General features: G+C 69.9%; 34 protein-coding genes. 11 read left to right on the plus strand and 23 right to left on the minus strand.

Annotation, left to right across the window (positions count from 1 at the left end; genetic code table 11):
- Positions 1–104 precede the first annotated feature (104 nt).
- Both VFW66_13385 and VFW66_13390 read left to right on the plus strand, forming a co-directional pair.
- Entirely contained in the window at positions 105–461 is a 357-nt protein-coding gene (locus VFW66_13385) for a type II toxin-antitoxin system RelE/ParE family toxin (protein ID HEX5387690.1), read from the plus strand.
- Positions 458–790: a helix-turn-helix domain-containing protein gene (locus tag VFW66_13390; protein ID HEX5387691.1), complete on the plus strand. Its 333-nt coding sequence runs from the start codon at positions 458–460 to the stop codon at positions 788–790. The genes VFW66_13385 and VFW66_13390 overlap by 4 nt, the downstream gene beginning before the upstream one ends.
- On the opposite strand, the gene VFW66_13395 is transcribed toward VFW66_13390, so the two are convergent.
- From VFW66_13395 to VFW66_13425, 7 genes are all read right to left on the minus strand, one after another.
- Positions 767–1,060: a hypothetical protein gene (locus tag VFW66_13395; protein ID HEX5387692.1), complete on the minus strand. Its 294-nt coding sequence runs from the start codon at positions 1,058–1,060 to the stop codon at positions 767–769. The genes VFW66_13390 and VFW66_13395 overlap by 24 nt on opposite strands.
- A gap of 14 nt (positions 1,061–1,074) precedes the next feature.
- The gene (locus VFW66_13400) at positions 1,075–1,587 is read right to left on the minus strand and encodes a DinB family protein (GenBank protein HEX5387693.1); all 513 of its coding nucleotides are present in this window, start codon (positions 1,585–1,587) and stop codon (positions 1,075–1,077) included.
- A 42-nt stretch (positions 1,588–1,629) separates the two neighbouring features.
- A complete protein-coding gene (locus tag VFW66_13405) occupies positions 1,630–1,989 on the minus strand; it encodes a hypothetical protein (protein HEX5387694.1) in 360 nt (119 codons plus the stop codon).
- Between the two features lie 76 nt (positions 1,990–2,065).
- The gene (locus VFW66_13410) at positions 2,066–2,503 is read right to left on the minus strand and encodes a GNAT family N-acetyltransferase (GenBank protein ID HEX5387695.1); all 438 of its coding nucleotides are present in this window, start codon (positions 2,501–2,503) and stop codon (positions 2,066–2,068) included.
- Positions 2,504–2,731: 228 nt separating this feature from the next.
- Positions 2,732–3,022, minus strand: a complete 291-nt coding sequence (locus VFW66_13415) for a hypothetical protein (protein ID HEX5387696.1) — start codon at positions 3,020–3,022, stop codon at positions 2,732–2,734.
- 1 nt (position 3,023) lies between these two features.
- Entirely contained in the window at positions 3,024–5,027 is a 2,004-nt protein-coding gene (locus VFW66_13420) for a hypothetical protein (protein HEX5387697.1), read from the minus strand.
- Between the two features lie 56 nt (positions 5,028–5,083).
- Positions 5,084–5,767 carry a DUF305 domain-containing protein gene (locus tag VFW66_13425; protein HEX5387698.1) on the minus strand — a complete coding sequence of 228 codons (684 nt, stop codon included), beginning with the start codon at positions 5,765–5,767 and terminating at the stop codon, positions 5,084–5,086.
- Between the two features lie 174 nt (positions 5,768–5,941).
- Here VFW66_13425 and VFW66_13430 point away from each other — a divergent pair, with 174 nt between their 5' ends.
- Positions 5,942–6,457: an OsmC family protein gene (locus VFW66_13430; protein ID HEX5387699.1), complete on the plus strand. Its 516-nt coding sequence runs from the start codon at positions 5,942–5,944 to the stop codon at positions 6,455–6,457.
- Between the two features lies 1 nt (position 6,458).
- Here VFW66_13430 and VFW66_13435 read toward each other — a convergent pair whose 3' ends face one another.
- From VFW66_13435 to VFW66_13475, 9 genes are all read right to left on the minus strand, one after another.
- Entirely contained in the window at positions 6,459–7,388 is a 930-nt protein-coding gene (locus tag VFW66_13435; GenBank protein HEX5387700.1) for an MBL fold metallo-hydrolase, read from the minus strand.
- 5 nt (positions 7,389–7,393) lie between these two features.
- Complete coding sequence (locus VFW66_13440; protein HEX5387701.1) at positions 7,394–7,834, minus strand: hypothetical protein; 441 nt, start codon at positions 7,832–7,834, stop codon at positions 7,394–7,396.
- A 24-nt stretch (positions 7,835–7,858) separates the two neighbouring features.
- A complete protein-coding gene (locus tag VFW66_13445; GenBank protein HEX5387702.1) occupies positions 7,859–8,248 on the minus strand; it encodes a nuclear transport factor 2 family protein in 390 nt (129 codons plus the stop codon).
- Between the two features lie 68 nt (positions 8,249–8,316).
- Complete coding sequence (locus VFW66_13450; protein ID HEX5387703.1) at positions 8,317–9,132, minus strand: isocitrate lyase/phosphoenolpyruvate mutase family protein; 816 nt, start codon at positions 9,130–9,132, stop codon at positions 8,317–8,319.
- A 101-nt stretch (positions 9,133–9,233) separates the two neighbouring features.
- Positions 9,234–9,488: a hypothetical protein gene (locus VFW66_13455; GenBank protein ID HEX5387704.1), complete on the minus strand. Its 255-nt coding sequence runs from the start codon at positions 9,486–9,488 to the stop codon at positions 9,234–9,236.
- Positions 9,489–9,569: 81 nt separating this feature from the next.
- The gene (locus VFW66_13460) at positions 9,570–10,079 is read right to left on the minus strand and encodes a hypothetical protein (GenBank protein HEX5387705.1); all 510 of its coding nucleotides are present in this window, start codon (positions 10,077–10,079) and stop codon (positions 9,570–9,572) included.
- A gap of 40 nt (positions 10,080–10,119) precedes the next feature.
- Complete coding sequence (locus tag VFW66_13465; GenBank protein ID HEX5387706.1) at positions 10,120–10,470, minus strand: tRNA-binding protein; 351 nt, start codon at positions 10,468–10,470, stop codon at positions 10,120–10,122.
- Positions 10,471–10,482: 12 nt separating this feature from the next.
- Complete coding sequence (locus VFW66_13470) at positions 10,483–10,914, minus strand: methyltransferase (protein HEX5387707.1); 432 nt, start codon at positions 10,912–10,914, stop codon at positions 10,483–10,485.
- 38 nt (positions 10,915–10,952) lie between these two features.
- Positions 10,953–11,696, minus strand: coding sequence for a hypothetical protein (locus VFW66_13475; GenBank protein HEX5387708.1), 744 nt, complete (start codon positions 11,694–11,696; stop codon positions 10,953–10,955).
- A gap of 231 nt (positions 11,697–11,927) precedes the next feature.
- On the opposite strand from VFW66_13475, the gene VFW66_13480 reads away from it, so the two are divergent.
- On the plus strand, positions 11,928–12,620 hold the full coding sequence (locus VFW66_13480) for an NAD(P)-binding domain-containing protein (GenBank protein ID HEX5387709.1): 693 nt from the start codon (positions 11,928–11,930) through the stop codon (positions 12,618–12,620).
- Here the strand turns inward: VFW66_13480 and VFW66_13485 are convergent.
- The 3 genes from VFW66_13485 to VFW66_13495 are packed head-to-tail and all read right to left on the minus strand — an operon-like array spanning position 12,603 to position 15,696.
- Entirely contained in the window at positions 12,603–15,023 is a 2,421-nt protein-coding gene (locus tag VFW66_13485; protein HEX5387710.1) for a protein kinase, read from the minus strand. The genes VFW66_13480 and VFW66_13485 overlap by 18 nt on opposite strands.
- 18 nt (positions 15,024–15,041) lie before the next feature.
- A complete protein-coding gene (locus tag VFW66_13490; protein HEX5387711.1) occupies positions 15,042–15,185 on the minus strand; it encodes a hypothetical protein in 144 nt (47 codons plus the stop codon).
- Between the two features lie 22 nt (positions 15,186–15,207).
- Positions 15,208–15,696: a nuclear transport factor 2 family protein gene (locus VFW66_13495; GenBank protein ID HEX5387712.1), complete on the minus strand. Its 489-nt coding sequence runs from the start codon at positions 15,694–15,696 to the stop codon at positions 15,208–15,210.
- Between the two features lie 148 nt (positions 15,697–15,844).
- Between VFW66_13495 and VFW66_13500 the strand changes: the two genes are divergently transcribed.
- The 3 genes from VFW66_13500 to VFW66_13510 all read left to right on the plus strand — a co-directional run bounded on the left by VFW66_13500 (position 15,845) and on the right by VFW66_13510 (position 18,367).
- Positions 15,845–16,801, plus strand: a complete 957-nt coding sequence (locus VFW66_13500) for an AraC family transcriptional regulator (GenBank protein HEX5387713.1) — start codon at positions 15,845–15,847, stop codon at positions 16,799–16,801.
- Between the two features lie 177 nt (positions 16,802–16,978).
- A complete protein-coding gene (locus tag VFW66_13505) occupies positions 16,979–17,857 on the plus strand; it encodes a methyltransferase domain-containing protein (protein HEX5387714.1) in 879 nt (292 codons plus the stop codon).
- Between the two features lie 3 nt (positions 17,858–17,860).
- The gene (locus VFW66_13510; protein HEX5387715.1) at positions 17,861–18,367 is read left to right on the plus strand and encodes a DinB family protein; all 507 of its coding nucleotides are present in this window, start codon (positions 17,861–17,863) and stop codon (positions 18,365–18,367) included.
- 51 nt (positions 18,368–18,418) lie between these two features.
- Here VFW66_13510 and VFW66_13515 read toward each other — a convergent pair whose 3' ends face one another.
- The 3 genes from VFW66_13515 to VFW66_13525 all read right to left on the minus strand — a co-directional run bounded on the left by VFW66_13515 (position 18,419) and on the right by VFW66_13525 (position 22,477).
- On the minus strand, positions 18,419–19,213 hold the full coding sequence (locus tag VFW66_13515) for an alpha/beta hydrolase-fold protein (GenBank protein ID HEX5387716.1): 795 nt from the start codon (positions 19,211–19,213) through the stop codon (positions 18,419–18,421).
- Positions 19,214–19,284: 71 nt separating this feature from the next.
- Positions 19,285–19,800: an SgcJ/EcaC family oxidoreductase gene (locus tag VFW66_13520; protein ID HEX5387717.1), complete on the minus strand. Its 516-nt coding sequence runs from the start codon at positions 19,798–19,800 to the stop codon at positions 19,285–19,287.
- An 82-nt stretch (positions 19,801–19,882) separates the two neighbouring features.
- Complete coding sequence (locus tag VFW66_13525) at positions 19,883–22,477, minus strand: BTAD domain-containing putative transcriptional regulator (GenBank protein HEX5387718.1); 2,595 nt, start codon at positions 22,475–22,477, stop codon at positions 19,883–19,885.
- Between the two features lie 124 nt (positions 22,478–22,601).
- On the opposite strand from VFW66_13525, the gene VFW66_13530 reads away from it, so the two are divergent.
- The 4 genes from VFW66_13530 to VFW66_13545 all read left to right on the plus strand — a co-directional run bounded on the left by VFW66_13530 (position 22,602) and on the right by VFW66_13545 (position 25,489).
- The gene (locus VFW66_13530; protein ID HEX5387719.1) at positions 22,602–23,765 is read left to right on the plus strand and encodes a hypothetical protein; all 1,164 of its coding nucleotides are present in this window, start codon (positions 22,602–22,604) and stop codon (positions 23,763–23,765) included.
- Between the two features lie 29 nt (positions 23,766–23,794).
- Positions 23,795–24,952 carry a multicopper oxidase domain-containing protein gene (locus VFW66_13535; GenBank protein ID HEX5387720.1) on the plus strand — a complete coding sequence of 386 codons (1,158 nt, stop codon included), beginning with the start codon at positions 23,795–23,797 and terminating at the stop codon, positions 24,950–24,952.
- A gap of 210 nt (positions 24,953–25,162) precedes the next feature.
- The gene (locus VFW66_13540) at positions 25,163–25,330 is read left to right on the plus strand and encodes a hypothetical protein (protein HEX5387721.1); all 168 of its coding nucleotides are present in this window, start codon (positions 25,163–25,165) and stop codon (positions 25,328–25,330) included.
- A 3-nt stretch (positions 25,331–25,333) separates the two neighbouring features.
- Positions 25,334–25,489: a hypothetical protein gene (locus VFW66_13545; protein ID HEX5387722.1), complete on the plus strand. Its 156-nt coding sequence runs from the start codon at positions 25,334–25,336 to the stop codon at positions 25,487–25,489.
- A gap of 133 nt (positions 25,490–25,622) precedes the next feature.
- Here VFW66_13545 and VFW66_13550 read toward each other — a convergent pair.
- On the minus strand, positions 25,623–25,810 hold a 188-nt coding region (locus VFW66_13550; GenBank protein ID HEX5387723.1), incomplete at its 5' end, for a hypothetical protein.

A 25,810-nucleotide genomic window follows, 5' to 3' on the forward strand; every position in this document is an offset into this window, starting at 1 on the left:
GTGGCAGCGTGGCATGCGACGGTCAACCCATGAGGTTGAAACGGCCGGTACGCCGCCGGCGCCAGCGACTTGCGCCCATGTCACTTCTGACATACCATTCCGAAATGCCGCCGGCCGACAAGCCGCTCGTATGGCTGCATGGAGAGGTGAAGACGCCGCCGTTCTCCAAGGAGGCTCGGCTCGAAGCTGGCATCTTGTTACGGCGCCTGCAAGGCGGCGCCAGGCTGGGTCTCCCTCACTCGCGTCCGATGCCCGGTATTGGCCCCGCGTGTCATGAGTTGCGAATTCGTGATCGTGACTCGTCTTGGCGAATTATCTGTCGGCTCGATCCAGACGCGGTCGTGATCGTGGACGTCTTCAGCAAGAAGACCCGGGCCACACCCGACGTCGTGATTCAGGTCTGCCGGCGACGACTCCGATTTTATGATGAGGCCACACGTAGCGTTGAGGAGGACCGATGAACAAGGCAAAGCAGACCAAGCTCGAAGCCGACGGCTGGCGCGTCGGATCCACCGCCGATTTTCTCAAGCTCTCGCCAGAGGAGGTGGCCTTCGTCGAGACCAAACTGGCGCTGAGCCGGACTCTCCGCGCCCGGCGGACGGCCCAGCACCTCAGTCAGTCGAATCTGGCCAAGCGCTTGAGGTCGAGCCAGTCGCGGGTGGCCAAGATGGAAGCCGCCGATCCCTCGGTGTCCGTCGATCTGCTGCTGCGCGCTCTCTACGCACTCGGGGCCACGCCGCGCGACGTGGCGAACGCTCTCCGGAAATCACGCACCGGGGCAGCGGCGTGATTGCGGCTGCGGCGCCAGATCGATCAGGAAGTGCCCCTGGAGCACAAAGAAGAATTCGTCATCGTTCTCGTGCTTGTGCCAGTGATACTCGCCCTGCACGATGCCCATCCGCACGACGGATCCGTTCACCTGGCAGAGCGTCTGGTTGTACCAGTGATCGGTGCAGGCCGCGGCCAGCGCGCCCACGTCAATCCGCTCCAGCGCACCGAACCTCACGTCGAGGTGGGTGACGTACGGGTATGCCGGCGTCCCGCCGGGTGCCTCGGACATGGCTGGACTCCCATTCAGTGCGACGGACGGAACTCCGGCGCGTTCTCCGCGAAGCTGTAGATCGACGGCGGCGCGACTCCGCACGCCCGTGCATAGGCGTAGAGCTGCCCCCGATGATGGAGGAACTCGTCGCCCTGGATGTTGAACGCCACCCAGCCGGGAAATGACTTGCCCCACGGGGTCGGGACCGTCGCGCTGAGCTCGGCGGGGCCGATTCGGGCCACCGCGGCGTCGGCCAGTTCCCAGCATTCCCGCGCGAACGCGATCAACGCCGCCTTCTTTCCCAGCTCTTTGGCAATCCTTCCCTCGGACGCTTCGTCCGCCGTGATGTTCCCCTTCGCCACGCCCTGCGCGATGTCGCGGATGATGGTGGCCGAGACATGCACCATCAGCTCGGCGGGCGTCCGCATGGCGGGGATGGGGAAGCTGAAGTAGCACGCCTCCGGCATGGCCTCGAGCAGGCGGAGGTAGATGCCGTATTTCTGGCGGGTCTGGTCCCACACCTGATCGAACACGCGCTTTTCCATCACTCGCTCCGTCGTTGAGAGAGGCGGCACGCCGTGACGCGCTCAGGGCACCGAGCGGCTCTGCTCCTTCAGGACCGCGATGCCCCGCGAGCCCAGCGTGATGAGCGCCTGGAAAACCCCCTTCACGTTGATCTTGGCCCCGGTGCGCGGCGGATCACCCTTGTCGCTCACGACCGTGAGCGTCCCGGTATTGTCCTTCACCCGGTATGCACCGACGCCGAGGCCGCCGGCCGCCTGCTCCACCTCGCCCTGAACGCGCACGGTCTTACCGTCGTAATGCGACGGGTTGTCGAGCAGCTCGCTTATGGGGGTCACCGAGGCGCAGGCGGCGAGCAGGATGACGACGCCCGCGGCGAGCGCGCGCGGCGCGAGGCGACGGATGGGACGAACGGCGGCAGACATGATCGGGGGCTCCGGATCCGGGTCCGACTTCCTGAAGAGCGATCGTGCCGAATCTACGTCCCGGCGGGCCGTCCGACTATAGCGGCTTGGCGAAGCGTCGGCCGGTGTGCTCGAACCCGAGCCGGGCGTAGAAGGCGTGCGCTTCGGTCCGAAACTCCTGGGTGGTGACCGACAGGCGCTCGCACCCGGCTTCGCGGGCGAATGCCTCGACGCCGTCGACCAGCGCGCGCCCGATGCCCACCCCGCGGGCGGCCTCATCGACCACCAGTGCCGTGAGCCACGCGACGGTCCGCGCCCGATTCAACACGTGCATCAGATGGAAGGTCGCAAGACCCACCACCTCGCCGTCCTGCTCGGCGACGAGAACGGTGGCGTGGCCGCTTCCCATCATCCGCTCGAGGCGTCGAGCGACGTCCGTGCCCGCGGCGGGATAGCCGAGCTGGCCCAAGAGTCGGGCGAGCGCATCGGCGTCGGCGGCGCGCGCAGGGCGGATTCGGGGCGGTGCCCCGATCATCGAGCAAAGCTGAACTGGAAGGTCTGCTCAGCGCATTCCGTTCGCATGGGCGTCAGCTCTTCGCCAGCGCGTCGTCGCCGTATACGTCCCGGCAACGTTCGCGTTGGTGGGGCTGAAGGCATCGTCCCCGCCGCATGCCGAAAATGCGAGCGCCAGACCCACCGCGAGAGAGCGCGAGACCACGGTCCCCATTCGGTCCTCCGGGCGTGAGGAGTGGGACAGCTCCGTTCACTCGGGTCTGGGGCGCTCCAGCCGCTGCGTCTCGCGCGCCTGCGTGAGCATGCGCTCGGCGAAGTCCATCCGCTCCTGCAATTCACCCATGTCGCGCCTCAGATCCGCCGTCTCCTGCTGCAGCGCCGCGAGCTCGGCCTCGGCGCCCTTGTCCAGCGCCGTGGCCCGGAGCCGCGCTTCCTCGAGCCGGGTGCGGGCAATAGACCGCCACCCGCCGATGATGATCGCCGCGAGCGGGATGGCGAGCGCGGTGATCGGGATAAACAGCGCGAGGGTCTGATTATCCATCTCACCGCGAGACCTGGGCCGGCCCGCCCGCGCCGCCCGCCAGGTTCCGCACCGCGCTCGCGAGCAGGCGCACCTTGGCTCGGTCGCCCGCGCCGGCCGCGTCAGCATCAAGCTCGGCGGCCAGCTTCGTCAACGCGGCGTCTCGCTCCGCGCCCGAGGCGTGCTCCGCGCCCGCAAGCGACGCGCGCACTGCCGTCACCCGTCCGTTGTCGAGGCCTTGCGATCGCGCGAGCTGGTCCACGTACGCGCGCGCCAGCGCAAAGGTCGCCGGCCAGACGAACTTCGGCTGGCCCTGGGTGTTGAAGTAGTCGAGGTGCACCGTCTTGGCGGCGTCGATCTCGTTCTGCGAGAGCAGCGCGCCTGGCGTGAGCTCGAAGACGTCGAGCCCGCGCGCGATCTCCGAGCTCACGATGACGCCGTTGTACCAGTAGGCCGACCACGAGCCGCCGCCGACCATCCGGGTCGAGTCGATCGGGCCGCGATCGAAGTAGGCGATCTCGACCGGATGCGCCGCGTCGGTCCAGTCGAACACCGAGATGCCCCCCTGGTACCAGGCCTGCACCATCACGTCGCGACCCGGAATCGGAATCAGCGACCCGTTGTGGGCCACGCAATTCTCCTCGGGCGTCTGCGGCGCCGGCAGCTTGTAGTAGCTCCGGAAGTGCATCGTGCGGTCGGCGATGGTGAAAATCGCGTCCGCTCCCCACTCCCGCTCGTCGGTGGGGCGGCACTTGGGCTGGCCGCCGCCCCCCCACTCGTCGGAGAAGAGGACCTTGCTGCCGTCGTTGTTGAACGAGGCCGAGTGCCAGTAGGAGAAGTTCGAGTCGGAGACGGCATCGACGCGGGCGGGATGCGCGGGATCGCTGATGTCGATCAGAAACCCATAGCCCTCGCACGCGCCGCCGGCCAAGCCGATCGCCGCATAGACGGTGATGTCGTGGCACTGGGTGGGCCCGGGGCGCGGGCCGCCGCCCGCCGGCGCGCCGATCATCTTGGCGATCATCCCGGGAAGCGCCGCGCGGAGCGTCGAGCTGTCTGCCGCCGTCGGCGCGCCGGTGCCGCCGCGCCTCTTCACCAGGGTGTCGAGCAAGGGCTCGACGAACTGCGGGGGCAGAATGTACGGTTCGCCGAACACGTCGGCGACGAACGCGCCGTGAGCCCGCGCGGAGTCCGCCGCCGCGATGTCTTCACGCGCCGCGCCGTGCTTCGGCGGCGCGACCAGATCGTTGAAGATGCGGGGCGAGCTCACGATGGCTGCCTGCTCCGGGTGCGCCAGCGGGACCTTGATCACCTCGATGCGGAAGAGCGCCGAGTTGGGGTCTTCGTCTGGCGCGGAGCCGCTGCACCCGGCGAGCTCGCTCTGCGAGCGCACCCGCGCCGAGCCCGAGATGTACACGTACACGTTGTCCGTATCGTGCGGGTCCACCAGGACGGTGTGCGTGTGCGACCCGCGGCAGGTCTGCACGTTGCCGACGTTCTTCGGGTTGCGGATGTCGCTGATGTCGAAGATGCGGAGGCCACGGAGCCTCTCCGCGCTCACCGTGTCGGGAACTCCCTCGGTGCCGCAGTCGAGGCGTCCGCCGAGCCCCTCGCCTGAGATGAAGAGCAGGTTCTTGTACACCGAGACGTCGCTCTGCGAGGCGGGACAGACGTAGCCCGCAACGAGCGTGGGCTTGCTCGGGTCGGCGATATCCCAGATCTGCCAGCCGTTGTAGCTGCCCTGAATGGCGTAGTGGCCGGTGAACGCGAGGTCGGAGTTGGTGCTGCCGAGGAACTTCTCGGAAGGCCGGGTCTCGGAGAGGACGCGCAGGTTCCACGCCGCCTCCCCCGCGTCCCACATGCCAGCCTTGAGGCCCACGCGCGAATCGGGCATGGGTGCGGCGGTCTGGCTCTCGCGCGCCGGGGCGGGCGTGCCGGGGCCGGACGGCGCGGTCGAGGGTGCGCAGGCCGCGAGGCCGAGCAGTGCCAGTGTGAGCGGGAGTGACGAACGGGACAGTGATGCCATGGGGGATTCCTCTGTGCTGGCGGTGCGAGGCGGACGGGTGTGGGGCCGCGTGACGGTCACGGGACGTTGCCTGAAAGCTCGAGGATCGCGAGCATCCGCTCCATCCGCGCGATCTCGGTCGTCTGATCGACGTTCACGTCGCTGGCGAGCTTGAACGTGAGCTGGTCCTGCGCGGCGCCGTAGGTGTCGAACAGGTCCTTCACCATGGTGACGGCGCCGCGGTGGTGCTGGATCATGAACGTGAGGAAGAGCCGGTCGAATTCGGCGTCCCTCGCCTGGTCGAGCTGCATCATCTGGTCGTGGGTGAGCATGCCGGGCATGAGCATGGCGTGCCCGGTGCCGGCCATGTCCATCATCCCCATGGCGGAGGTGTCCGCCGGCGGCACCGGCTGCAGGCGGTCGCCGAGCCAGCGCTGCATCGTCACGATCTCGTCCTGCTGCGCGTTGATGATCCGCTCCGCGAGGCGGCGGAGCGATGCGCCGGCGCCGTGGCTCGGCGCCATCCGCGCCATGACGATGGCCTGGGAATGGTGGGCGATCATGCCCGACATGAACGCGATGTCCGCCGCGGTATAGGGATGCCGCGCGCTGTCGGCGCGGGCCCTTGCGATGGCGGCGAGATCGCTCTCAGCCTTGGGCGAGGGCCGCTCGGCCGTATCAGGCGCGCTCCGGCCCTGCGTGGCGCGGCTGCACGCCGTAAGCGCGGCTGCGGCCAGCAGGGCCGCCATGGTGGTACGCATCGAAGGTTCTATCCAGTGGGACGCGGCGCCGCGCACCTCACGGCGCGATGAACGTATCCTGTGCGGCCGGGACGTGCCAGACCCGCGCCTCCGGCGCATGGCGTGCCCGAGGGGCTCCGAAGCACAACGGATTCCTGTTAGGCTTCGTTTCGAACCCACACGGGAGCAGCGCGCATGAACGCCGACGAGCTTCGCGCCATCCAGGCGCCGCTCAAGAATCAGTACCGCACGGAGCCCGACCGGGCGCGGATCACCCTCAGGGCGTCAGGCCGGCTGGACCAGACCGCGATCACCTGCCGGGTCGAGACCGGGCAAGCGCTGGTCGCGGCCGGGCTCCATCCGGCCACCGGCGGGACGGGACTCGAGGCCTGCTCCGGCGACCTGCTGCTCCAGGCGCTCGTGGCCTGTGCCGGCGTGACGCTGCGCGCGGTCGCGACGGCGCTCGCGGTCCCGCTCAGCGATGGCCGCGTGAGCGCCGAAGGCGACCTCGATTTCCGCGGCACGCTCGGCGTGAGCAAGGAGGTGGCGGTCGGATTTCAGGCGATCCGGCTCCGCTTCGAGCTCGACACCGACGCAACCGAGGAGCAGCTCGCGACGCTGCTCAAGTTGACCGAGCGTTACTGCGTGGTGCTCCAGACGCTGCGGGTGCCGCCGGCCGTGAGCGTCGCGTGCGCGGCGAGGCCGGATTAGCTCAGACCTCCATCAGGTCCGCGCCCACGGTGATCGGCCCGCCGTAGTGCGCGCGGGCTGCACCGATCCACATCTCGTCGCTGATCGCCGGGTCCTCGGCCGGTACCAGGTGCGACAGCACCAGCCGTTTGACGCCGGCGGCCTGCGCCACCCGCCCCACGTCCTCGATCGAGGTGTGGTGCGAGATGATGGAGCGCTTGAGGTCACTCGCGTTGCTGATGGCGCCGACCAGGCGATCGATGCCCGCGGGATAGAGTGCCTCGTGCACCAGCACGTCCGCGCCGCGCGAGAGCTCGATCAGCGCATCGGAGCGCCGGGTATCGCCCGAGATCACGATCGACCGGTCGGCCGTATCGAAGCGATAGGCAAAGGCCGGCGCGATGGGCGGATGATCGACCAGCGCGGCGGTGACAGTCACGCGTTCATCGCGCAGCACCCGGCCGGCTGCGGTCAACTCGTGCGGATGTACCAGCGGCGCGAGCGGCACCCGCCCTTCGTCGGCCGTACGGGCCCGGATGTCCACAGCGTTGAGCTCGAAGGCAAGCTCGGTCATCCGCGCAAGCGGCGGCGGCCCCCACGTATCCACCCGCGTCTTGAGACCCGCCGACCACGCGAGCAGGAGCAGCGTGCCGTAGTCGGCGTTGTGGTCCGAGTGGTGATGGGTGACGAAGACGTGCCGAATGGAAGGGAGCGGCACCCCGGCTCGCACCAGTTGCCGCGCGACGCCGTTGCCGCAATCGACGACGTACGCCACGCCGTCCACCACGATCACCTGCGCCGGCGCCGAGCGCTGTTTCCGCGGGCGCGGCCCGCCGGCGGTCCCGAGCAGGATGAGACCCGTGCGGCTCGGCGCAGGCCGTACGAATCGGGGCGCGATGCGGCGGAGCAATGTCGACGCCGCGGCGGCGATGACGAAGGATCGGCGATCCATGGCGGTCACTTGCGTGCAGAGGACGGAGGCCGGGACCCGCGCCGCCGGATGATCGAGGGCAGCATGAGCCCCGCGATGCCGACTATCACCAGCGCCCCGACGCCAAAGGCCGTGCGGCAGAGCAGCTCCGGCGGCAGGAAGCCAAGGCCGCCGAGGCTTGCGCTGCAGCGCCGCGGGCCACGCCCGAATGCAACCCAGCCGACGAGAAGCGCCATGCCCAAGGCGACGAGGAATGCCGGCACGGCTTGCGCGCGTGAGCTGCCACCGCGCGCCTGCACCAGCAGATTGGCGCCCGCGGCTCCAAAGGTTGTCGCGCCGAGGTAGGGCACGACCCGCGGCGCGTGGAGACCAGCGGGTGCCGCCCACCCGAGGTAGCCCAACCAGAGTGCGAGACCGAAGCAAAGCAGAGCGGCACCCAGGTATTGTCTTCGATCATTCTCCCGCATCGCTGCCTCGCAGCGTTTGCATGATCACCGCCCCCCGACGAAGTTCTCCTGCGCGTTGACCGCCTGCCATCGGCCGCCGCGTCGGACGAATACGTCCGTGAAAACGGTGCGCACGGGTCTGCCCGCGACCGGCCGTGCCATCACGGCACCGTTCGCGACGGCGGCGTCGCCGTACAATCGAACCGTGAGGGATTCAAACCCGACCCGCGTCGAGGCCGGGCGCGGATGGCCCACTACCCAGGCGATGTGTTGCGCCTTCGTCAGGAACCCGCCGCTCGCCACCGGATGCACGAAGTCGGGCGCGAGGATCCGGTCGAGCGTGGCCGCGTCCTGCGCGTGCAGCCACGTGTGCTCGAGCGCCACGAGCTCTGCCCGGTCTCGGGTCGTATCGGGTGCCTGTTGGGCAGCCGCCACCGCAGATCCGCCGGCCAGAGCCGCGAGACAGATGCTCACGGCCGTACGTCGGCGGCGCCATGCCGCGGTCACCGCCCGAAAGATCCGTCGATCTCGGGGAACGGCACGGCCCGGTTCAGACTGGTGAACGTGCCCCGCTCCGCGATCTCCCGCGCCGCCTCGAGAAAACCGCCCCACGCCGCGCGCGCCAGCGCCCCGCCCACGCTGATCCGGCGCACGCCCAACGCGGCCAGCTCGGCCACCGTGGTGAAATCGCTGCCGACCAGCACGTTGACGGGCTTCGGCGCCACCGCCGCGACCACCGCGGAGATGTCCGCGCGCGAGCGCAGCCCCGGCGCATAAAGGCACTCGGCTCCCGCCTCGGCGTACCTGGTGAGGCGCCGGATCGTTTCGGCGAGATCGGGCCGGCCCACGATGAACCCCTCGGAACGGCCGACGAGCAGCACGCCCGTGCCGCTTCGATCGATGGCCGCCCGCGCCGCACGGATGCGCTCGACCGCGAGATCGAAGTCGAACAGCGGATGCGCGGCGTCGCCGGTCGAGTCCTCGATGGAGAGTCCCGCTATGCCCGTCTCAACGGCACGCAAAACGTTGGCACCCACCTGCTCCGGCGTGTCGGCAAATCCGTGCTCGAAGTCCGCGTTGAGCGGCAATGCAACGGCGCTCGCCATCGATCGCAAGTGCGCCAGCGCCTGGTCCAGCGTGATCCCGTTGTCCGGCCGGCCGAGGGACCACGCGAACCCGGAGCTCGTGGTGGCGAGCGCCTTGAACCCCATCTCGGCCAGCAGCCGCGCGCTCCCCAGGTCCCAGGGATTGGGAATGACGAAGCAGCCGGACTCGTGAAGCCGGCGAAACTCGGCACGGCGATCGGTGGCGGATGTCATTGAAGGAGCGGGTGAATGTGAGGTCACTCGCGTTGGGGCGGCTCAGACTTCGAGCCGCACCCGAGCGCGAGCGCCCAGCGCGCGATCGTCAGCCGCAGATGCTACCGGCTGCCGAACACGCCGCCCAACCCCTTCGCCGCCTGCGCCGCACCGGCGGTCGAGCCGTCGCCCGCGAGCGCGTTGTCGAGTTGCGAAGCGATGGGCCCGGGCAGGCGGCCCTTGAGAAAGCCGAGGACCGTCTCGACGGCGCTGCGCGCCTTGTCGGGCGCGAGGCCGGTGCGTTGCGCGACCTGGTTTATGAGTTCATCCATGTTGCCGCTCCAAATGCCTGAGAAAAAGAGCTGATCGGACTGCATCCCAAGCATACACCCGGCGGTGGCCACCATGCAGGGTCCAGACCGGCAGCCTCTCGCCCTTCGTCGGCGTGATCGTCTCGGTCACCGGCTCCCCGCCCGGTGCGCAGCCGCATGATGCTCCTGCCGCTGGAAGGCGAGGAATTCGTGAATGGCCCGCACCGCGACCGAATCGCCGCTCTGCAGTCGCACCGCGCCGCCGCGGGGGAGCGTGTCCATGGTGTATCGAATGGCGGCTCGGCGCTCCCGCATCGTCGCGGTACCCGGAACCGACTGCGCGTGCACGAATCCGGGAAGGCGGAAGTCGCCGGCTGCGAACGCGCCGGCGATGCGTCGCAGGTGTGCCCGGATCGTGGCCGTGCCTGCGCTGTCGGCCACGTCGCGCTGCAACACGATCCGACCGCCGTCCGCCAGCGGCTCGAAGACGTGCGTGGACGTGTACTGATCCACGCCCATGGCGGTCCGCCCCCGCGACTGCACGCCGGCGAACCCGGCGTCGTGCGCCGCGGCCTCGCGGCGCGCGGCTTCGGGCGCCGGACGGCAGGCGGCCGATGCAAGGCCGGCGGCGACGACGCAAACGATCATTGGTCGCATGGCGTGACTCCTCTCGCCCGGAGCGCCCCGGCGTACCGCTTCACCCGATCGGCGCGCCGAGCGCCGCCTCGCGGTCCGGCTCGAGCAGGATCACGTCGCCGCCGGGCCCCATCGCGCCGAGCACCAGAACGTCGGAGCGGAAGTCGGCCACCTGGCGCGGGCCCAGGTTCATCACCGCTACCACGAGCCGCCCCTCGAGCTCGCCGCGCTGATACCGGTTCGTGAGTTGCGCGCTCGACTGCCGCATGCCGAGCGGGCCGAAGTCGATCCAGAGCTTGTACGCGGGCTTCCTCGCCCTGGGAAAATCCTCCGCGCGCACCACGCGTCCCACCCGCATGTCCACGGCGGCAAAGTGCTCGAACGGAATCCGGGGCATGGGCTGGTCGGCCATCGGTCGCGCAGGTCAGACGAGCCCGGGCACCACGCGACTCGTCTCCGCCGCGTAGGCCCCGTATTCCGGAAAACGGGCACGGAGCAACTGCTCCTCCGCCCAGATGCGCACGCCGAGGCCGAGGGTCGCGAGCAGCGCGAGAGCGAGCGTGACCGCACCTGCGTGCGACAGGGCGGCGGCCCAAGTGAAGTACAGAATGGCGGCGTAGATCGGATGGCGGAGGTACCGATAGGGACCGCCCGTGACGAGCGCACCGGCCTTGGGATCGGCGGCGGGATAGAAGCTCCGGCGGCCGAACGTCCAGCGCGCCCAGATCATGAGCGCGATCGCAAGACCCTGCACCGTGAGCCCGAGCCAGCCGTGCGCCAGCAGCGCGTGCCCGCGCCAGAGGCCCAGGACCGCGAGCACGGCGGCGGCGTAGCCTAGGATCGAAGCCAATCGCACGCGCGGCCGCCTTCAGCCAAACGCCATGCCGCCGCGGATCATCCGATGATCCACCGCGCGAGCGACTGCCACGCCTCCGTCTTGCCGAGCGCGAGCCGCGCCGGCAGCGCCAGCACCACGAACAGTCCGCCCCAGAGAAAGGCGGGATGCACCCGCCGGTGCGTCCACCCATCGTACACCATGCAGGCCAGCACGAATGCGACGGTGCCGCCGATCGCGGTGACCGGGCCGCCGCCGCCGATGAATCGGAACCGGGCGAGCGCCGGCGCGATCAGTGCGATGGTGGCGAGCAGCATGAGCCGCTTGTGGACTTCGCTCCGGCGGCGGTTGGCGAGGCCCAGAATTGCCATCACCGTAAACGCGGCCAGTGTTCCCAGGGTCACCGACAGAAAGGCGACCGGCGAAACCCCCACTGGCACGCCTCGGCGCGCGCCCTCGATCGCGGTGAAATAGCCGATGATGACGATGACCGGCACCAGCGCGGCGCCCGCGATCCCAAGGCGCCGGTGCAGGTCGGTGCGGTGCGCGGCGACGAGAGACGTCTGCGTCACGAAGAGCAGTATCCACACGGTCATCACGGCGCCGTGCAGATGCACCAGCGGCACCGCCGGATGGGGGCCGAAGACCCGGGTCAGGTAAAACGTCGGAGCGAACCCTACGAATACCGCGACCGCGACCAGGAGCGCCATGCCGGTGAAGAACCGGCGGTCGCGCTGTCGATCGTGTGCGAGGCGGGCCGTTGTGCGGGACGCGAGGCCGGCGAGGGTGATGTCCGCGGACATGTGACGCTCCTCGATTTACGATGATGTCGTGCGGCGGCGCAGCGCCGATCGGCGATGTTCGGTCGCATCGTCGTCATGGCGATCACCGGAGGCGGGGTCCCCCAAGGGTACATTCCCGCCCGGCCGCCGGCCAGAGCGGCCGAGCACGCGTGTAGCTTTGAGACGTGGCATCACGAAACCGACGCGGCTTCCGCATCGCTGCCGGAGCCGCCCTGCAACATAGGAGGACCCATGAAAATCGGCATCATCGGCGCGGGCCAGATCGGCGGTACGCTGGCACGCCGTCTCACGGCGTTGGGTCACGACGTGACCATCGCCAACTCTCGCGGGCCGGAGACGCTGGCGCCGCTGGCCCGGGAGACCGGCGCCAAACCGAGCACGGTCGAGCAGGCGGCGCATGCCGGCGACCTCGTGATCGTGACCATCCCCGAAAAGGAAATTCCCCATCTGCCGGACGATCTCTTCGAAGGCGTGCCGGACAACGTGGTCGTGGTGGACACCGGCAATTACTACCCGCAGCAGCGTGACGGCCGGATCGATGCGATCGAGCGCGGCACACCGGAAAGCCGGTGGGTGTCGGAGCAGCTCGGGCGCCCGGTGGTGAAGGCGTTCAACAACATCTACGCGAAGCACCTGCTCGAGAACGGCAAGCCGAAGGGCGCGAGCGACCGCATCGCGCTCCCCGTGGCCGGCGACAACCAGCGGGCCAAGGACACCGTCATCCGGTTGCTCGACGAGCTGGGGTTCGACGCGGTGGATGCGGGCACGCTCGACGAATCGTGGCGGCAGCAGCCGGGCACGCCGGTGTATGCAACTGATTTCGACGCGGCGGGCGTGAAAGGCGCGCTCGGAAAGGCAAGTCGGGAGCGGCCGGCGGATTTCCGCGCGGGGAACGGCGCGCAGGTTTCAGCGGGAGGGCGTTGAGTCGGGCGCGGCACCCGCGAGACCCATCCGGACGAGCACCTTCGCGAACCGCGGATCGCCTCGGAGTGGGTCCAGCAGCGGGTCGTTGAAGTTTTCCGGGACGTAGATGTCCTTCTGGTCGATGGCCCGGTTCAGCCACTCGATGCCGCGGGTGGTGTCGCCCAGGGCGCCGTATGCCACGGCGATGAAGAAGGGCGGGATGTAGTCGTGGTCCGTCCGCGCTTTGAGATCGTCCACGATGCGAGCGGCGGCCGCTCGGTCTCCCGAGCGGGCATACGCCAGCGCGAGGGCTCCCGCTGCGTGCGGATAGAACGCGCCCAGGTCGATCGAACGCTTGAGTGACCCGATTGCGTCATCGTACCGGTGCTGCGCAATCTGCACGAAGCCGAGTCGCATGTGCGCCTGGGCGTAGTTGGGGTCGAGGGCAAGTGTCTGACGGATGCGGGCGGCTGCTTCTTCGTATTGGTGCATCAGGTAGTAGGTCCACCCCCATTCGACGGCGACCTGCCGCGACAGCGGGTCCAGCTCGTGGGCCCCCTGCATCTGGGCGAGCGCCTCGCGCAGGCGGCCGCGGCCGATCAGGAAGTCGCCGTACCAGTGGTGGCCGGTCGCGTAGTTGGGATCGGCGGCGATCGCCCGGCGGAAGTTCCGCTCCGCGTTATCCCAGTTCCAGGCGTACACGAAGTTTCCATACCCGAGCGCCGTGTACGCCTCGGCGGAACCGCTGTCGAGCGCCAGCGCCCTTTCCGCCGCCGCCTGCGCCTTGCGCCACGACTCGGCGGGCGTACCGACGCCTGCGAAGGGAACTACCAGGAGGTCGGCATCCGCCAGCGCGGCCCAGGCGCGGCCAAAGCTCGAATCGCGCGCGACGGCCTGCTCCAGGTAGCGGACCGCGTCGAGCATCGCGGGACCGTTCCGCTGGTTCCAGGCGAAGAGTCCCTTGAGGTAGAGATCGTACGCGACGAGGTCGTGCGTGGGCCGCACGGCGAGCGCGGAATCGCGCGCGGGCGCGAGCTTGAGCCGGAGCGCCGAAACGATCGAGCGCGCCACATCCTCCTGCACCGCAAAGATGTCGGCCAGTTTCCGATCGTATGATTCGGACCAGAGCTGGAACCCATCCTTCACGCTGATGAGCTGCGCGCTCACGCGGACCCGGTCGCCGCTCCGCCGCACGCTCCCTTCCAGCACGGCGCCGACATCCAGCTTGCGCCCGACCTCGTGTACGTCGGGGTTCTGCCCCTTGAACTGAAACGACGACGTGCGGGCGGCGACGCGGAGCCCCGGCACCTGGCTCAACGCCGTGATCAACTCCTCCGTGAGGCCGTCGCTGAAATACTGCTGATCTTTCTCCGAACTCAGGTCCACAAACGGGAGGACCGCGGCGGACGGGGTCGGCGCCGGAGCCGTTCGTCCGAATCGCCGGTACGCGCCGAAGCCGCCGAGTGCCAGCAGGAGCACCAGGATCGCGAGCGCAATCGGCCGCAGGCCTGGCCGGCGGCGGCGCGAAGTGACCAGCGTCTCCGCAGGAGCGGCAACGTCCGGCGCCCGCGTGACACCTGCGGCCCCCTTCAACTCCTCCGGCTGCAACGCCGCGCCGAATGCCTCCGCCGTGGCGAACCGCTCGTCCGGCGACCGGGCGAGCGCCCGGGTTACGGCGCGATCCAGCTCGGGCGGCACGTCCCTGCCGGGGCGCAGCGATGGAATCGGTTCGGTCAGCCGCTTGGCCAGGATCGCCTGCGCGCTCGGCCCCGAATGCGGCGGCTTGCCCGCGAGCATCTCGTAGAGCACGCAGCCGAGTGCGAAGACGTCGCTCCGGCCGTCGACGTCACGGTCGCCCGCCGCCTGCTCGGGGCTCATGTATGCCGGCGTGCCGATCACGAGGCCGGTTTCGGTAAGGCGGTCGCCGGCGGCGGCGTGGATCGCGCGGGCGATGCCGAAGTCGGCCACCACGGCGTGGCCGGACTCGAGCAGTATGTTCTCCGGCTTGATGTCGCGGTGGACCACGCCGCGCCGATGCGCGTAGCTCAGCGCGCCGGCCACCTCCTCGGCGATCCGGCGCGCCTCGCCGATCGGCAGCCGCGATTCACGCCGCAGCCGCTCGCGCAGCGACTCGCCCTCGGCCAGCGGCATGACGTAGAAGAGCGCGCCGCCGGCCTGGCCCGAATCGTAGAGCGGCATGATGTGCGGATGGTGGAGCGCCGCGACGATCGCGATTTCCCGGAGGAAGCGCTCGGCGCCGAGCACGCCCGCGAGATGCGGATGGAGCACCTTGACGGCCACGCGCCGCTGGTGCTTGAGGTCTTCCGCAAGATAGACCGTCGCCATCCCGCCGCGCCCGAGCTCGCGCTCGAGCCGGTAATGCTCGCGGACGGCGGCAACGAAATCGGGCGGCGGGTCGGGCATGCGTGGGAGGCGGACGCGCTACGCCTGGTCGAACGCCCGCCGCAAGCCCGCGATGTCGATGTTCTTCATCTTGAGCATGGCTTCCATGACCCGCTTCGGCCCCTGCTCGCCACCTTCGGAGAGCTTCTCCCAGAAGTCGTCGACTTCCTCCTGCGTCGACATCTTGGCGCATGCCCCCTGAGAGCTAATGGACCGATGCCGCGGGGGCGAAGAAGCTCGCCACGTCGTGGTAGTCGGTGAACCGCTCGATCCGGCCGTGGCGGATGACTGCCACCGAGGCCCCGCGCCCCGAGTCCGGTGCATTCACCAGCGGCCCGTTGGGGCCGGGACCGGTGTAGGTGCCCGCCCACGTCCATTCCGCTGCGACCACCGAGTCGCGCGGATACACCGCCGTGAGATGCCACCGGAAATCGGGTTCCTGCGCAATGATCTGCCGCAGGAATCCGCGCACCTGCGCCGGCCCCTCGCCTCTGAATCCCAGCGCGATATCCTCGTGGACGCCGGCCGGGGCGAGGATCGTGTCGAAGGCGATCGAGTCGTGCGTGTTCCACGCATGGACGTACGCCTCCAGTACCGCCCGCTCCGCCTCACCCGCTGATTCGGGCCCACGCGCCGAGCAGGCGAGCGCGCCGGAAACGATCATACTCGCCGCCAGCCAGGTCGGCCTCAGCATGCGACCCTCCAGGAAGATTGAAATGCGACGGTGCAAGCGATGGGCGCGTTTGATCCCAATGTCCATCAATTCCGCTGCGGCGTCCAGCGCCGGCGGCCGGGCGCCTGCATTTCCGGCTGCGGCCGTCCGGCGCTAGCATTACCCGATCATGGATCCGCTGTCCGACCTGCTCCGGATCGTCCGCCTCGACGGCGCCTTCTTCTACGCGGTCGAGGCCGGCGATCCGTGGAGCGTCGAAACGGTCGCCGCCCGGGAGCTGTCGCCCCGCATCATGCCGGCGGCGGAGCACCTCATCTCCTATCACGTCGTGACCGAAGGCTACTGCTATGGGGGCCTGATCGGGGAGGAGCCGGTCGAGCTCGTGGGCGGCGACGCGATCGTCTTCCCCCACGGCGATGCCCACGTGATGGCGAGCGCGCGCGGGCTTCGCGCCGGCCCCGAGGTGTCGACCAGCGTCGTTGCCCGCTATCCCGCCACGGTTCGCCTGGGCGCAGCCGGCACCCGACTCACGACGTTCGTCTGCGGCTTTCTCGGCTGCGACCGCCGCCCGTTCAATCCGCTGCTCGCGGCACTCCCGCGCCGGATGCACATGCGGGGGATCGCGGACGCATTGCCCGGCAACTTTACCCGGCAGTTGACCGAGGAGACCCGGCTCGGCCGGCCGGGCGCCGAGACCGTACTCACCCGCCTGGCCGAGCTCATGTTCCTCGAGGTGCTGCGGCGGTACCTCGCCGAGTTGCCTCCCGGCCAGACCGGCTGGCTCGCCGGCTTGCGCGATGAGATGGTCGGCCGGGTGCTGGCGCTGCTCCACGCCGAGCCCGCGCATCCGTGGACGCTCGCAGAGCTGGCGCGCGAGGCGGCGTCGTCGCGCTCCAACGTGGCGAAGCGGTTCGCCGAGCTGGTGGGTCAGCCGCCGATGCAGTACCTCGCGCAGTGGCGGATGCAGGTGGCGGCCAACCTGCTGGCGCAGAGCGGCGCCAAGGTGGCGGCCGTCGCCTCGGAGGTGGGCTACGACTCCGAGGCCGCGTTCAGCCGCGCGTTCAAGAAGGCCACCGGACTTGCGCCCGGCACCTGGCGAGAAGCGCGCCGCACCGCGCGCGCATAGCTCCTCCTAGCCCGGTCCGGACGATCGGGCATCTCCGCTGGATGCTCGAACAAGCCGAATCCACTTCGATACGCAGAAGCATGAAGTCGAGACGCGCGGTCATTGGCGAACGCGCGCTCCGCCGGCAGACTGGTGTCCGCGCGCCACGAGGGCGCGCCTTCACCGGGAGGAGTCGGCATGTTGTCCAGGACGATCTACCACACGAGCGGCGCCGCCACGAGCGGAGAGCTCCGCGCCTGGTCCGAAGATCCCCTCACCGCGCGCGCCCGGTCGGTATGGACCGGCGGCAACTTTCACCGCATCGCGGAGAGCTACGCGCCCGGCGCCCGCGAGTTCGTCGCGCGGCTCGCGCTGCGTCCGGGCGAGTCGGTGCTCGACGTGGCGTGCGGCACCGGCAACTTCGCCGTTCCGGCGGCGCGCGCGGGCGCGCAGGTCACCGGGGTCGACATCGCGCCCAACCTGATCGCGCAAGCGCATATCGAGGCCCGAGTCGCCGGATGCAAGGTGGCGTTTGACGTGGGCGACGCCGAATCACTGCCGTACGCCGACGACCGGTTCGACACCACCGTCACGATGTTCGGCGCGATGTTCGCCTACCGGCCCGCGCGGGTCGCCGCCGAGTTGTTGCGGGTGACTCGACCCGGCGGTCGAGTGGTGATGGCAAACTGGACGCCGGAGGGGTTCGTGGGGCGGATGCTGCGCGCGCACGCGGCCGTGGTGCCGCCGCCCGCGGAAGTGCCGAGCCCGCTCGGCTGGGGCCAGGAGGAGCTGGTGCGGAAGCGGTTCGGCGAGGGAGTCACGTCGCTGATCTGCACGCGCCGCACGATCGAGCTCCGCGTTCCGCTGCCGCCCGCGGGCGTCACCGAGCTGTTCGCCACCTGCTACGGCCCGACGGTCGCCACGTTGCGCGCGGCCGACCCCGACGGGGCGAGCCGCCTCCGGAGCGAGCTCACCCGGCTGTTCACGGAGCACAATCTCGCCACCGGCGGCACGACGGCCGTCTCGGGCGAGTATCTCGAGGTCGAAGCACGGGTCGCACACAACACGGGGAGGTGAACCATGGGCGTACGTTCGAACGCACTGGCGGATCGGCTGGAGCAGGGAGCCCGCGCGCTGGCGGACTTCGCGGGCGGGCTGAGCGAGGCGGAGTGGCAGACGCGCATCCCGCGCGACGGGCGCAAGGTGGGCGTCGTGGTGCACCATGTCGCCACGATGTATCCGCTGGAGATGCAGTTGGCCAGGCTGCTCGCGGCCGGCACGCCGGTGGCGGACGTGACCTGGGACGACGTGCACCAGATCAACGCCGCGCACGCGAAGGAGCACGAGACGGCCACGAAGGCTGCCGCGCTCGAGCTGCTCGAGACCAACAGCGCCGCGGCCGCCGCCGCCGTTCGCGCGCTGAGCGACGCGGAGCTGGACCGGGCCGCGCCCATCTCGCTCAACGCCGGCGCTCCGCTCACCTGCCAGTTCATGCTGGAGGACCACGCGGTGCGGCACAGCTATCACCATCTGGCCGCGATCGAGCGGGCGGTGGAGCAGACGCGGCGCGCGCGGCTCGTGGGGTGAGGGTGATGGAGCACTGACTGACCGGTGGCCGGCGCAGGTGCCGGCCGCCGGTCACTGTTTGGCGGCCGGGGCGAACACCGCGCGGAACGCCCGCAGCGCCGCCGGATGGTAGATGGTCCAATGATGCTCTGCCGGCATGCGCTCGTAATGCCAGTGGAGCCCTGGCGGCGCATCCTGCTCGAGAATCTTCGCCAGCGGCTCGGTCTCGGCGACGATGCCGGGCTCGTCGCTGCTCGCGAAGTAGAGCGTCTTCTGGAGTCCGGGCCGCGCGCGGAGCAATGCACCGGCTTCGTCCACCAGCTTGTGATCGTTCCACCAGAGGCTCGGGTCGAAGGCGATGTAGGCGTCGAACAGGTCCGGCTCGAGCAGCAATGTTTCGACCACGAAGAGGCCGGCGAGCGATTCGCCGACGATGGCCGTCTCGTCCGTGGTGCGGTAGCGCCGGTTCACCTCGGGCATGAGCTCGGTGCGGATGAACCGCCGGAACGCCGCGGAGCCGCCGACGTGCGGCGCGATCTTGCGGTCGTTCGGGTTGTCGGTCGGGCCGGTCAGGTCGCGCCGCCGCTCGGTGTTCTCGATCCCGACGAGCAGGAACGGCCGCATGATCCCGTCGCCCACCAGCACCTCCACGAGACCCGCGACGTGGAGGAAGTCCTCCTTGATGCCCCCGTCCGGCATGTACAGCACCGGCAGCCGGATGTTGGCGGAGTCGGCGTACGGCGGCGGTGCGTAGACGTTGATCCGCCGGGTTTCGGCGAGGACCCTGGAGTCGATGGTGAACGTTTCGCCGACGACGAGCGGAGCGGCAGGCGAAGCAATCGGCGCAGGAGTCCCAGCCGGCGACACGCTCGGGGGGCGCCCCGCGCACGCGGCCGCCAGCGCGAGAAGCGGCAGGCAACTCCGCCAGGTACCGCGGCTCAGTGTCGATCTCCGCCCGCCAGCGGCGCGATGAACGTATTCTGCGCCGCCAACACCTTCCACCTGCCGTGCCGCCGCTCCATGACGTGCTTGAGGTGATTGCGGACCACACCCGCCGAATCGGCGGCGCTGCCCGGCGGCAGGTCGTGAACGCCCGAGAGCGCGGCGTCGAAGTCCACCATCATGAACGTGGGCCCGAGCATCCGGACGCGGCGCACCTTTCCTTCTATGTGGCTGCCCTTGAACGGCCCGGCCCAGAGGTCCACGTGCTCCTGCACGATCGCCTCCCGGCCTCGGCTGATGATCCCGATCGGATCGACCAGCTCCGCCTCCGGCCAGTAGTTCTTGCCGTACGCGGCGCCGTCGGCCCGGTTCCAGGAGTCCACGAACCGGTCGACCATGGCCTGAGCCGCGGCCCGGGCCTCCGCCGGCACGGCCGATTCAACCTGCGCCGACGCCCGCGATACACCGGCGAGCATCGAGAGGGCAACCAGAAGGATTGCGGCTCGTGGCATCGTAGACGCCTCGTGCGATAGTGTTGGTCAGCAGTGTCGGCGACCCGTCGAGTCGCCCGGGTAACCACATCCGAACCACGCTTCAGTCTTTCGGCGCGACCAGCGCGGCGAAGTCACGCCGGGCCCTGAGCGGCACCAGCGCCGGCTCCTGGTGGATCCATGTCGGCCACAAACCCTCGTCAAATGATTCGCGCACCCGCGCCACCGCGTCGTCGCTCCGCCCGAGCAGCGCGGCCACCCGCGCGCGATAGATGCTGGCGGTCCAGCTCACCCGCGACACCGGCTGGGCGGCGAGCCAGCGGTCGAGCGAATCCGCCAGCGCGGTGTCCCCCCGCTGCGCCGCGAGCCCGGCCAGCTCGCCGCGAAAGTCGACGTTGGTCGAGTCCTCCGCGACCAAACCGCGCGCGATATCCTCGGCCTCCGGATACGCGCCGAGCACCTCGAGCGACCACGCCGCGGTCAGCCGCTCCTCGATGGTCGCGCGCTCCTCGGCCGAACGGCCGCGATACCATACCACCGCCCGCATCGCCGCCTGGCGCGCCGCGACGGTGTCGCCATGAAACAGGAGCTCGCGCGCGAGCCAGTTGGCCACCCATCCCGGCGTCACGGTGTACTCGGGCCGGCCCTCGGTGTACGGCGCGAGGCCGATGTCGCTCGCCGTCTCCGCCGGCAGCGCGAGCGAGCTGTCGATGAGCGCCAGCACCGCCGTGGGGCGCGCCAGGGCCGCCAGCGCGTTGCCGCGAAACCACACCCGCGTGAGAGGGGCGGCAAGCGGTACGTGGTCGGCCGCGGCCAGCTCCTCTCGATAGCGCCCGAGCAGGTGCAGCGCACCGGTGACCCCGCTCCAGTAGGCGGAGTGAGTGGTGTCGGTGCTCCAGCCCAGATCCGTGGCGGGGTTGACCCGCGCCAGCATCTCGAGGGCCCGCTTGGGGCGGTTGGCCCAATTCGCGGCGGCGGCGGCCGGCATCTGCGCAGCCGAGTTACCGGGCTCGAAGTCGGCCCGCTCGAGCGTGAGGCGCGACATCTCCTCGTTGCGCCCGCGGCATCGCGCGCCCTCTATCTGGAGCGCCAGCCGGTCGAATCGATCGAGTGGCTGCGCACGCGCCTCGAGCGCATGGGCGATCGAGTCGACGAGCCCGCAGTCGTTGGCGTTGGCACCCACCGTTACGAGGGCGATCGCGGCCTCGATGAACGCCGTATCGCGGCGCGCCGCGCGCAGGAACAGCGCCTTCGCGTGCGGACTGTCGCCGTGCCACCAGACGTCCCACCCGTCCACGTAGTCGCGATACGCGTCAAACGGAGGAACATCGCCCCCGTTCACGCTCTCGGCCCCGTGCGCATCCACGGCCAATGCGAGCGCCGTCATCACCCGGGACCGCAGCTCGTCGAGCCCGGCGACCGGCGTGTGGACACTGGATACGACGGGCCCCACCACTCGCACGAGGCGCCCCGCCCGCGCGTCGGTGACGGCGGCCTGCAGGAACAGGGTGTCACCGGTCCGGTAGTAGTTGCCCGAGACCATCATGGCCGCGCCGGTGCGATGCGCGAGCGTCATCGGATCGACCGTGGCCCCGCTGGCGTCACGACCCTGCACGAACACCGCCTGCGGGTCCACCACATCCACGAGCCGGGTGCGCATCAGTCCCTGCGTGAGCCAGTCCTGCGCCATGCGGCCGAGCGGCTGGAGCGCCGCATCGCCGGTCCGGTTGTCGAAGACGGCGACGAGCACCCTCGTCCGGGCGTGAGCCCCGTGCGCGCGCCCGGCAAGCGCGGCGCGCACGAGCAGCGCCGAGAGTGCGAGCACAGTGAGCCCGGCCGCCCAACGCACCGCCTGGCGTGGGTGGCGCGCGGGGGCTGGTGAAGGCGCCGCTTGCGCCGCTGTCGTCGCCGGCGCCGGTGTCGTGGCAGGCTCCGGTAATTCAGCCGGCGGCGCCTCGGCGCGGCCGCTTGGCTTCCGCCCTCCGTCGCGAATCCGCGCGGCCAGCGCCTCTGTCTCCGCGCTTGGAGTCGCCTCGAAGTCCGCGGCGAGCCGACGCGCGCCGGCCTCGTAGAGCCGCAACGCGCCGCCGGTGTCGCCCCCCTGGTCGAGCAGCGCCATCGCCCGCCGGAGCCAGCTCTCGTCGCCCGGTGCGAGCGCGCACGCGCGCTGGGCCCAACGCGCGGCCGCGAGCGGATGGCCGGCGTTCTCTTCGCGCTCCACCAGCGCCCCCACCGCGCCCATCACGAGATCGGCGATGTGCAACCGCTCCTGCGTGAGCCAGTCCTCGAACGCCTCGCCTGCGTTCGGCACGTGAACCCCGGCCAGCAGCTCGCCGGTGTAGCCATCGACCACGTCCTCGTGGCGGCTCGCCGCCGCCGCGTCACGCAGGCGGTTCACGTCGCACGTGAGCCGTGCCGGATCGATCGCCACCGCCTCGTCACCCCGGGTGACGACCACCCCTTCGCCCAGCGCTTCCCGCAGATGGTAGAGGGTGTTCCTGAGCGCGCGCCGAGCGGCGAACTGGTCCAGCTCGGGCCAGAACATCGCGGCGAGCGTATCGCGCCGGTGATAGCCGCCGCGACCGATCGCGAGGTACGCCAGGAGCGCAAACCGCTTGGGCTGCGCGGGCAACGCGGTGAGGTCGTGTCCGTCCGAGCCGCGGAGGGCGTGAAGCCCCAGCAGGCTGAGCTCGATCATGAGCGGTCGAATGTACGTCTCGCCCCGTCGCGCAGCAATAAACGGTCAGGCGACGGCGGAGCGACGGGCCCGGCCCAGACTGTCGCCGGTCGATCGCGCGCTGACCCCGCTCGTGGAGGACAGAATGTCGTCACTCGTTCGCGCCAACCCGATGATTCGACTCGCGTTGGCCACCGCCGCCGGAGCGCTGCTCGCGGCATGCCGCGGCGACGCCGCGCCCTCGAGCCTGCTCCGGAAGCTCGCCTCCGAGACGCGGGCAGCGCGCGCGCACGACGCCTGCACCCTGCTCTCGGCCGGCGAGGCCGAGCCGTACGTCGGCACGCTCGCCGCGCCGCCCTATCGCTCGAGCGACGGCGCCCCCGACCCTGGCGGCGATCAATGCACGTATCGCGGCAGCGACGGACGCGAGGTGACGATCCGCCCCGTCTGGGGCGGCGGCCGCCTCATTGGCAAAGTCCTGCACGGAGTGCCCACCGGACTCGGTGCCGTGTTGGACAAAGGCGCGCCCGGTCTCGACACCATGGCCAACCGGGTCATGAAGTCGGAGCCGGGACCTTGGGATCAGGCCACCTGGATCCCGGGCGGATCGCTCTTCGCGTCGAGGGGTGAGGCCGAGGTGAGCATCGACGTGAGCGGCGCGAGCGGGCGGGAGAGCGACGCACTGGCGCTGGCGAAACTCGTCGTGCCGCGATTCGAGCATCCGCTCGACTACGACGGCGTCCGCGCCGTGGCGCTCGCGCCCAAGCCGCGCGCCCACCCGGCGCATGCCTGCGATCTCGTCTCCCGCTCCGAAGTCGAGGCCGCGGTCGGCCGGCTCAGCGTGGCACCCACCTCCGACTCGCCCGAGACGTCCTGCACCTGGCGCGTGGCCACCGCGGACGGCGAGCGGGCGTACCCGGTGGAAGTCGTGTGGGAGGGCGGACAGAAGAATTACATGATGCTCACGCACGGCATGGCGATGGTCGGCGGGCTCATCGGCGCGCCGGCCAGCTCGCCACTGGACACGATGAAGCCGCCGCCTGAGATGCAGGCGGCGATCGGCGGGCTCATGAAGATGGTGGGCGGCGGGGGCGGCGCGGCGCGAGGCGCGGCGACCGCCCCGGGTGCCGCGGCCAAGGTTGGTTTCCAGACCGACACGACGCTCAAAGGTCCGTGGGACCGCGCGGCGCTGCTGCATGGCACGCAGCTCATTGCCGTACGCCATGACGTGTTCGTCGGCATGGACCTCGGGTCAGCCGACTACGAGAAGGCGAAGGCGCTCATGAGCGCCATCTGCGCTCGGCTCTGAACGAATCGCAAATTCACGGGAGACCTGCCATGACGCTCATTCGCCCCTTGGTGACGAGTCTCGCGCTCGGCGCGCTCGCGCTGCCCTCCGTCGCGTCGCACCAGGCACCGGCCCCGACGTCGGCGCGGACCGCCGCCGCCGCCGCCGGACGAACCCGGACGTATTACATCGCCGCCGACCCGGTCGCGTGGGATTACGTGCCGGGTGGTCGAGACGAGATCGCGGGCCGCCCTTATGCCGATTCCGCGTTCTTCGCTGCCGCCAAGCCGAGGCCGGCGAGTACCAGCTACCACAAGGTGCTCTACCGCGAATACACCGACAGCACCTTCCGGACGCTCAAGCCGAGACCGCCCGAGTGGCAGCACCTGGGCTTCCTCGGTCCCGTGATTCACGCGGTGGTGGGCGACACCATCCGCGTCGTGTTCCGCAACAACGGAGCGCGGCCCTACAGCATGCATCCGCATGGCGTGTTCTACGAGAAAAGCTCGGAAGGCGCGCCGTACAACGACGGCGCGGGAGACGGACGCACGGGCAACGGCGTGCCACCCGGCGGCACCTTCGTGTACGTCTGGCCGGTGCCCGAGCGCGCCGGTCCGGGGCCGATGGACGGCAGCTCGGTCATGTGGATGTATCACTCCCACGTGGATGAGGCGCGCGACATCAACACCGGCCTGTTGGGCGCCATGATCATCACCGCGCGCGGCATGGCTCGGCCGGACGGCAGCCCCAAGGACGTGGACCGGGAAATCGTGACCGCCTTCGCCCAGGTGGAGGAGAACCTGAGCTGGCTCGCGGACGAAAATCTTCCGCCGCTCGATTCTGTGGAGAAACTGAAGCCGATCCCCAATCCGTCGGAGACCGACGCCGCCTATCCCTGGTACGTGAAGTTCACCATTAACGGGTACATCCACGGGAACCTGCCGGTCGACGATCTCACGATTCGGCGGGGGCAGCGGGTCCGCTGGTATGTGATGTCCTCGACCAACGACTTCGACGTCCACGCGCCCCACTGGCACGGCAATGACGTGCTCGTGGGCGGCATGCGCACCGACGTGCTCACGCTCTCGTTCATGGGGATGTCGATCGCGAACATGGTCCCCGACAATGTGGGCACCTGGCTCTTCCACTGCCACGTCTCGTTCCACAACGCGGCGGGGATGGCGGTGCGCTATCGGGTCACCGGCTGAGCCTGGGGCGCCAATATCATGATGGCCAGCACCGCCAGGGCGGCACCGCGTCGCGCTGCACCTGCGTCTAGGGATCTTCGACGCCGCCCTGGCGGTGCTGGTCGTCATCTTGGGGGCGTTCACCGTGACGATTGCCGTGCACCTGGGCGGGGATCACGTGCCGCCCAGCGTGCAGCCGGCGACGTTTCTCGCCAACGGCTGGAGCTTGCGATGTTTGCCGGTCTGACCGGCACCGGCCTGGCGTTCCGTCTGGTGCATCCCGATGTGCACAAACGCCTGATGCTGTTGGCAACGATCCTGCTGCTCGATGCCGCGCTGGCACGCTTCATCGGTGCGTATACGCACTGGACGACCGATAGCGGCACGGCACGCGACTGATTGATGCTGGCGTGCGTCGTCGTGGATGTCGCGCGCACCCGCCGCCTGCATCCCGCCTTCATCGTCGGCGGCCTCGCCGTGTTCTCCACCGAGTACATCGCCGGCTGGCTAGCCGGCACCGCGGCGTGGGCGAACTTCGCGGCCAGCGTGGTGAGCTGACCGCACCAACGTCGGCAGAGCCGGTGCGCCGTGTCACCGGCGACTACCTCAACCCCAAGGTCAATCGGAGGGCGGTTATCGTCCTGGTTCGCGGCTCGAGTTCGAGGGATGGGAGCCGAACTTCACGGCGCGGTCATCGGGTGGGCTGCGCCGACGCGGAGAACAGAAAACGTGCGTAGCCGAGCTCCGCCGCGTTCTTGGTGAGCTCGACGTTGACCCATGCGACGACGTCGCCGAACGGGCGGTCCTGAAAGGGCCAGCGCGTTCGCCGCGTGGATTGCAGATCCTCAGCCGTGATCCGGTCGAGCACCACGCGCCACC

The sequence above is a fragment of the Gemmatimonadales bacterium genome, assembly GCA_036279355.1.
Classification (GTDB): domain Bacteria; phylum Gemmatimonadota; class Gemmatimonadetes; order Gemmatimonadales; family GWC2-71-9; genus DASQPE01.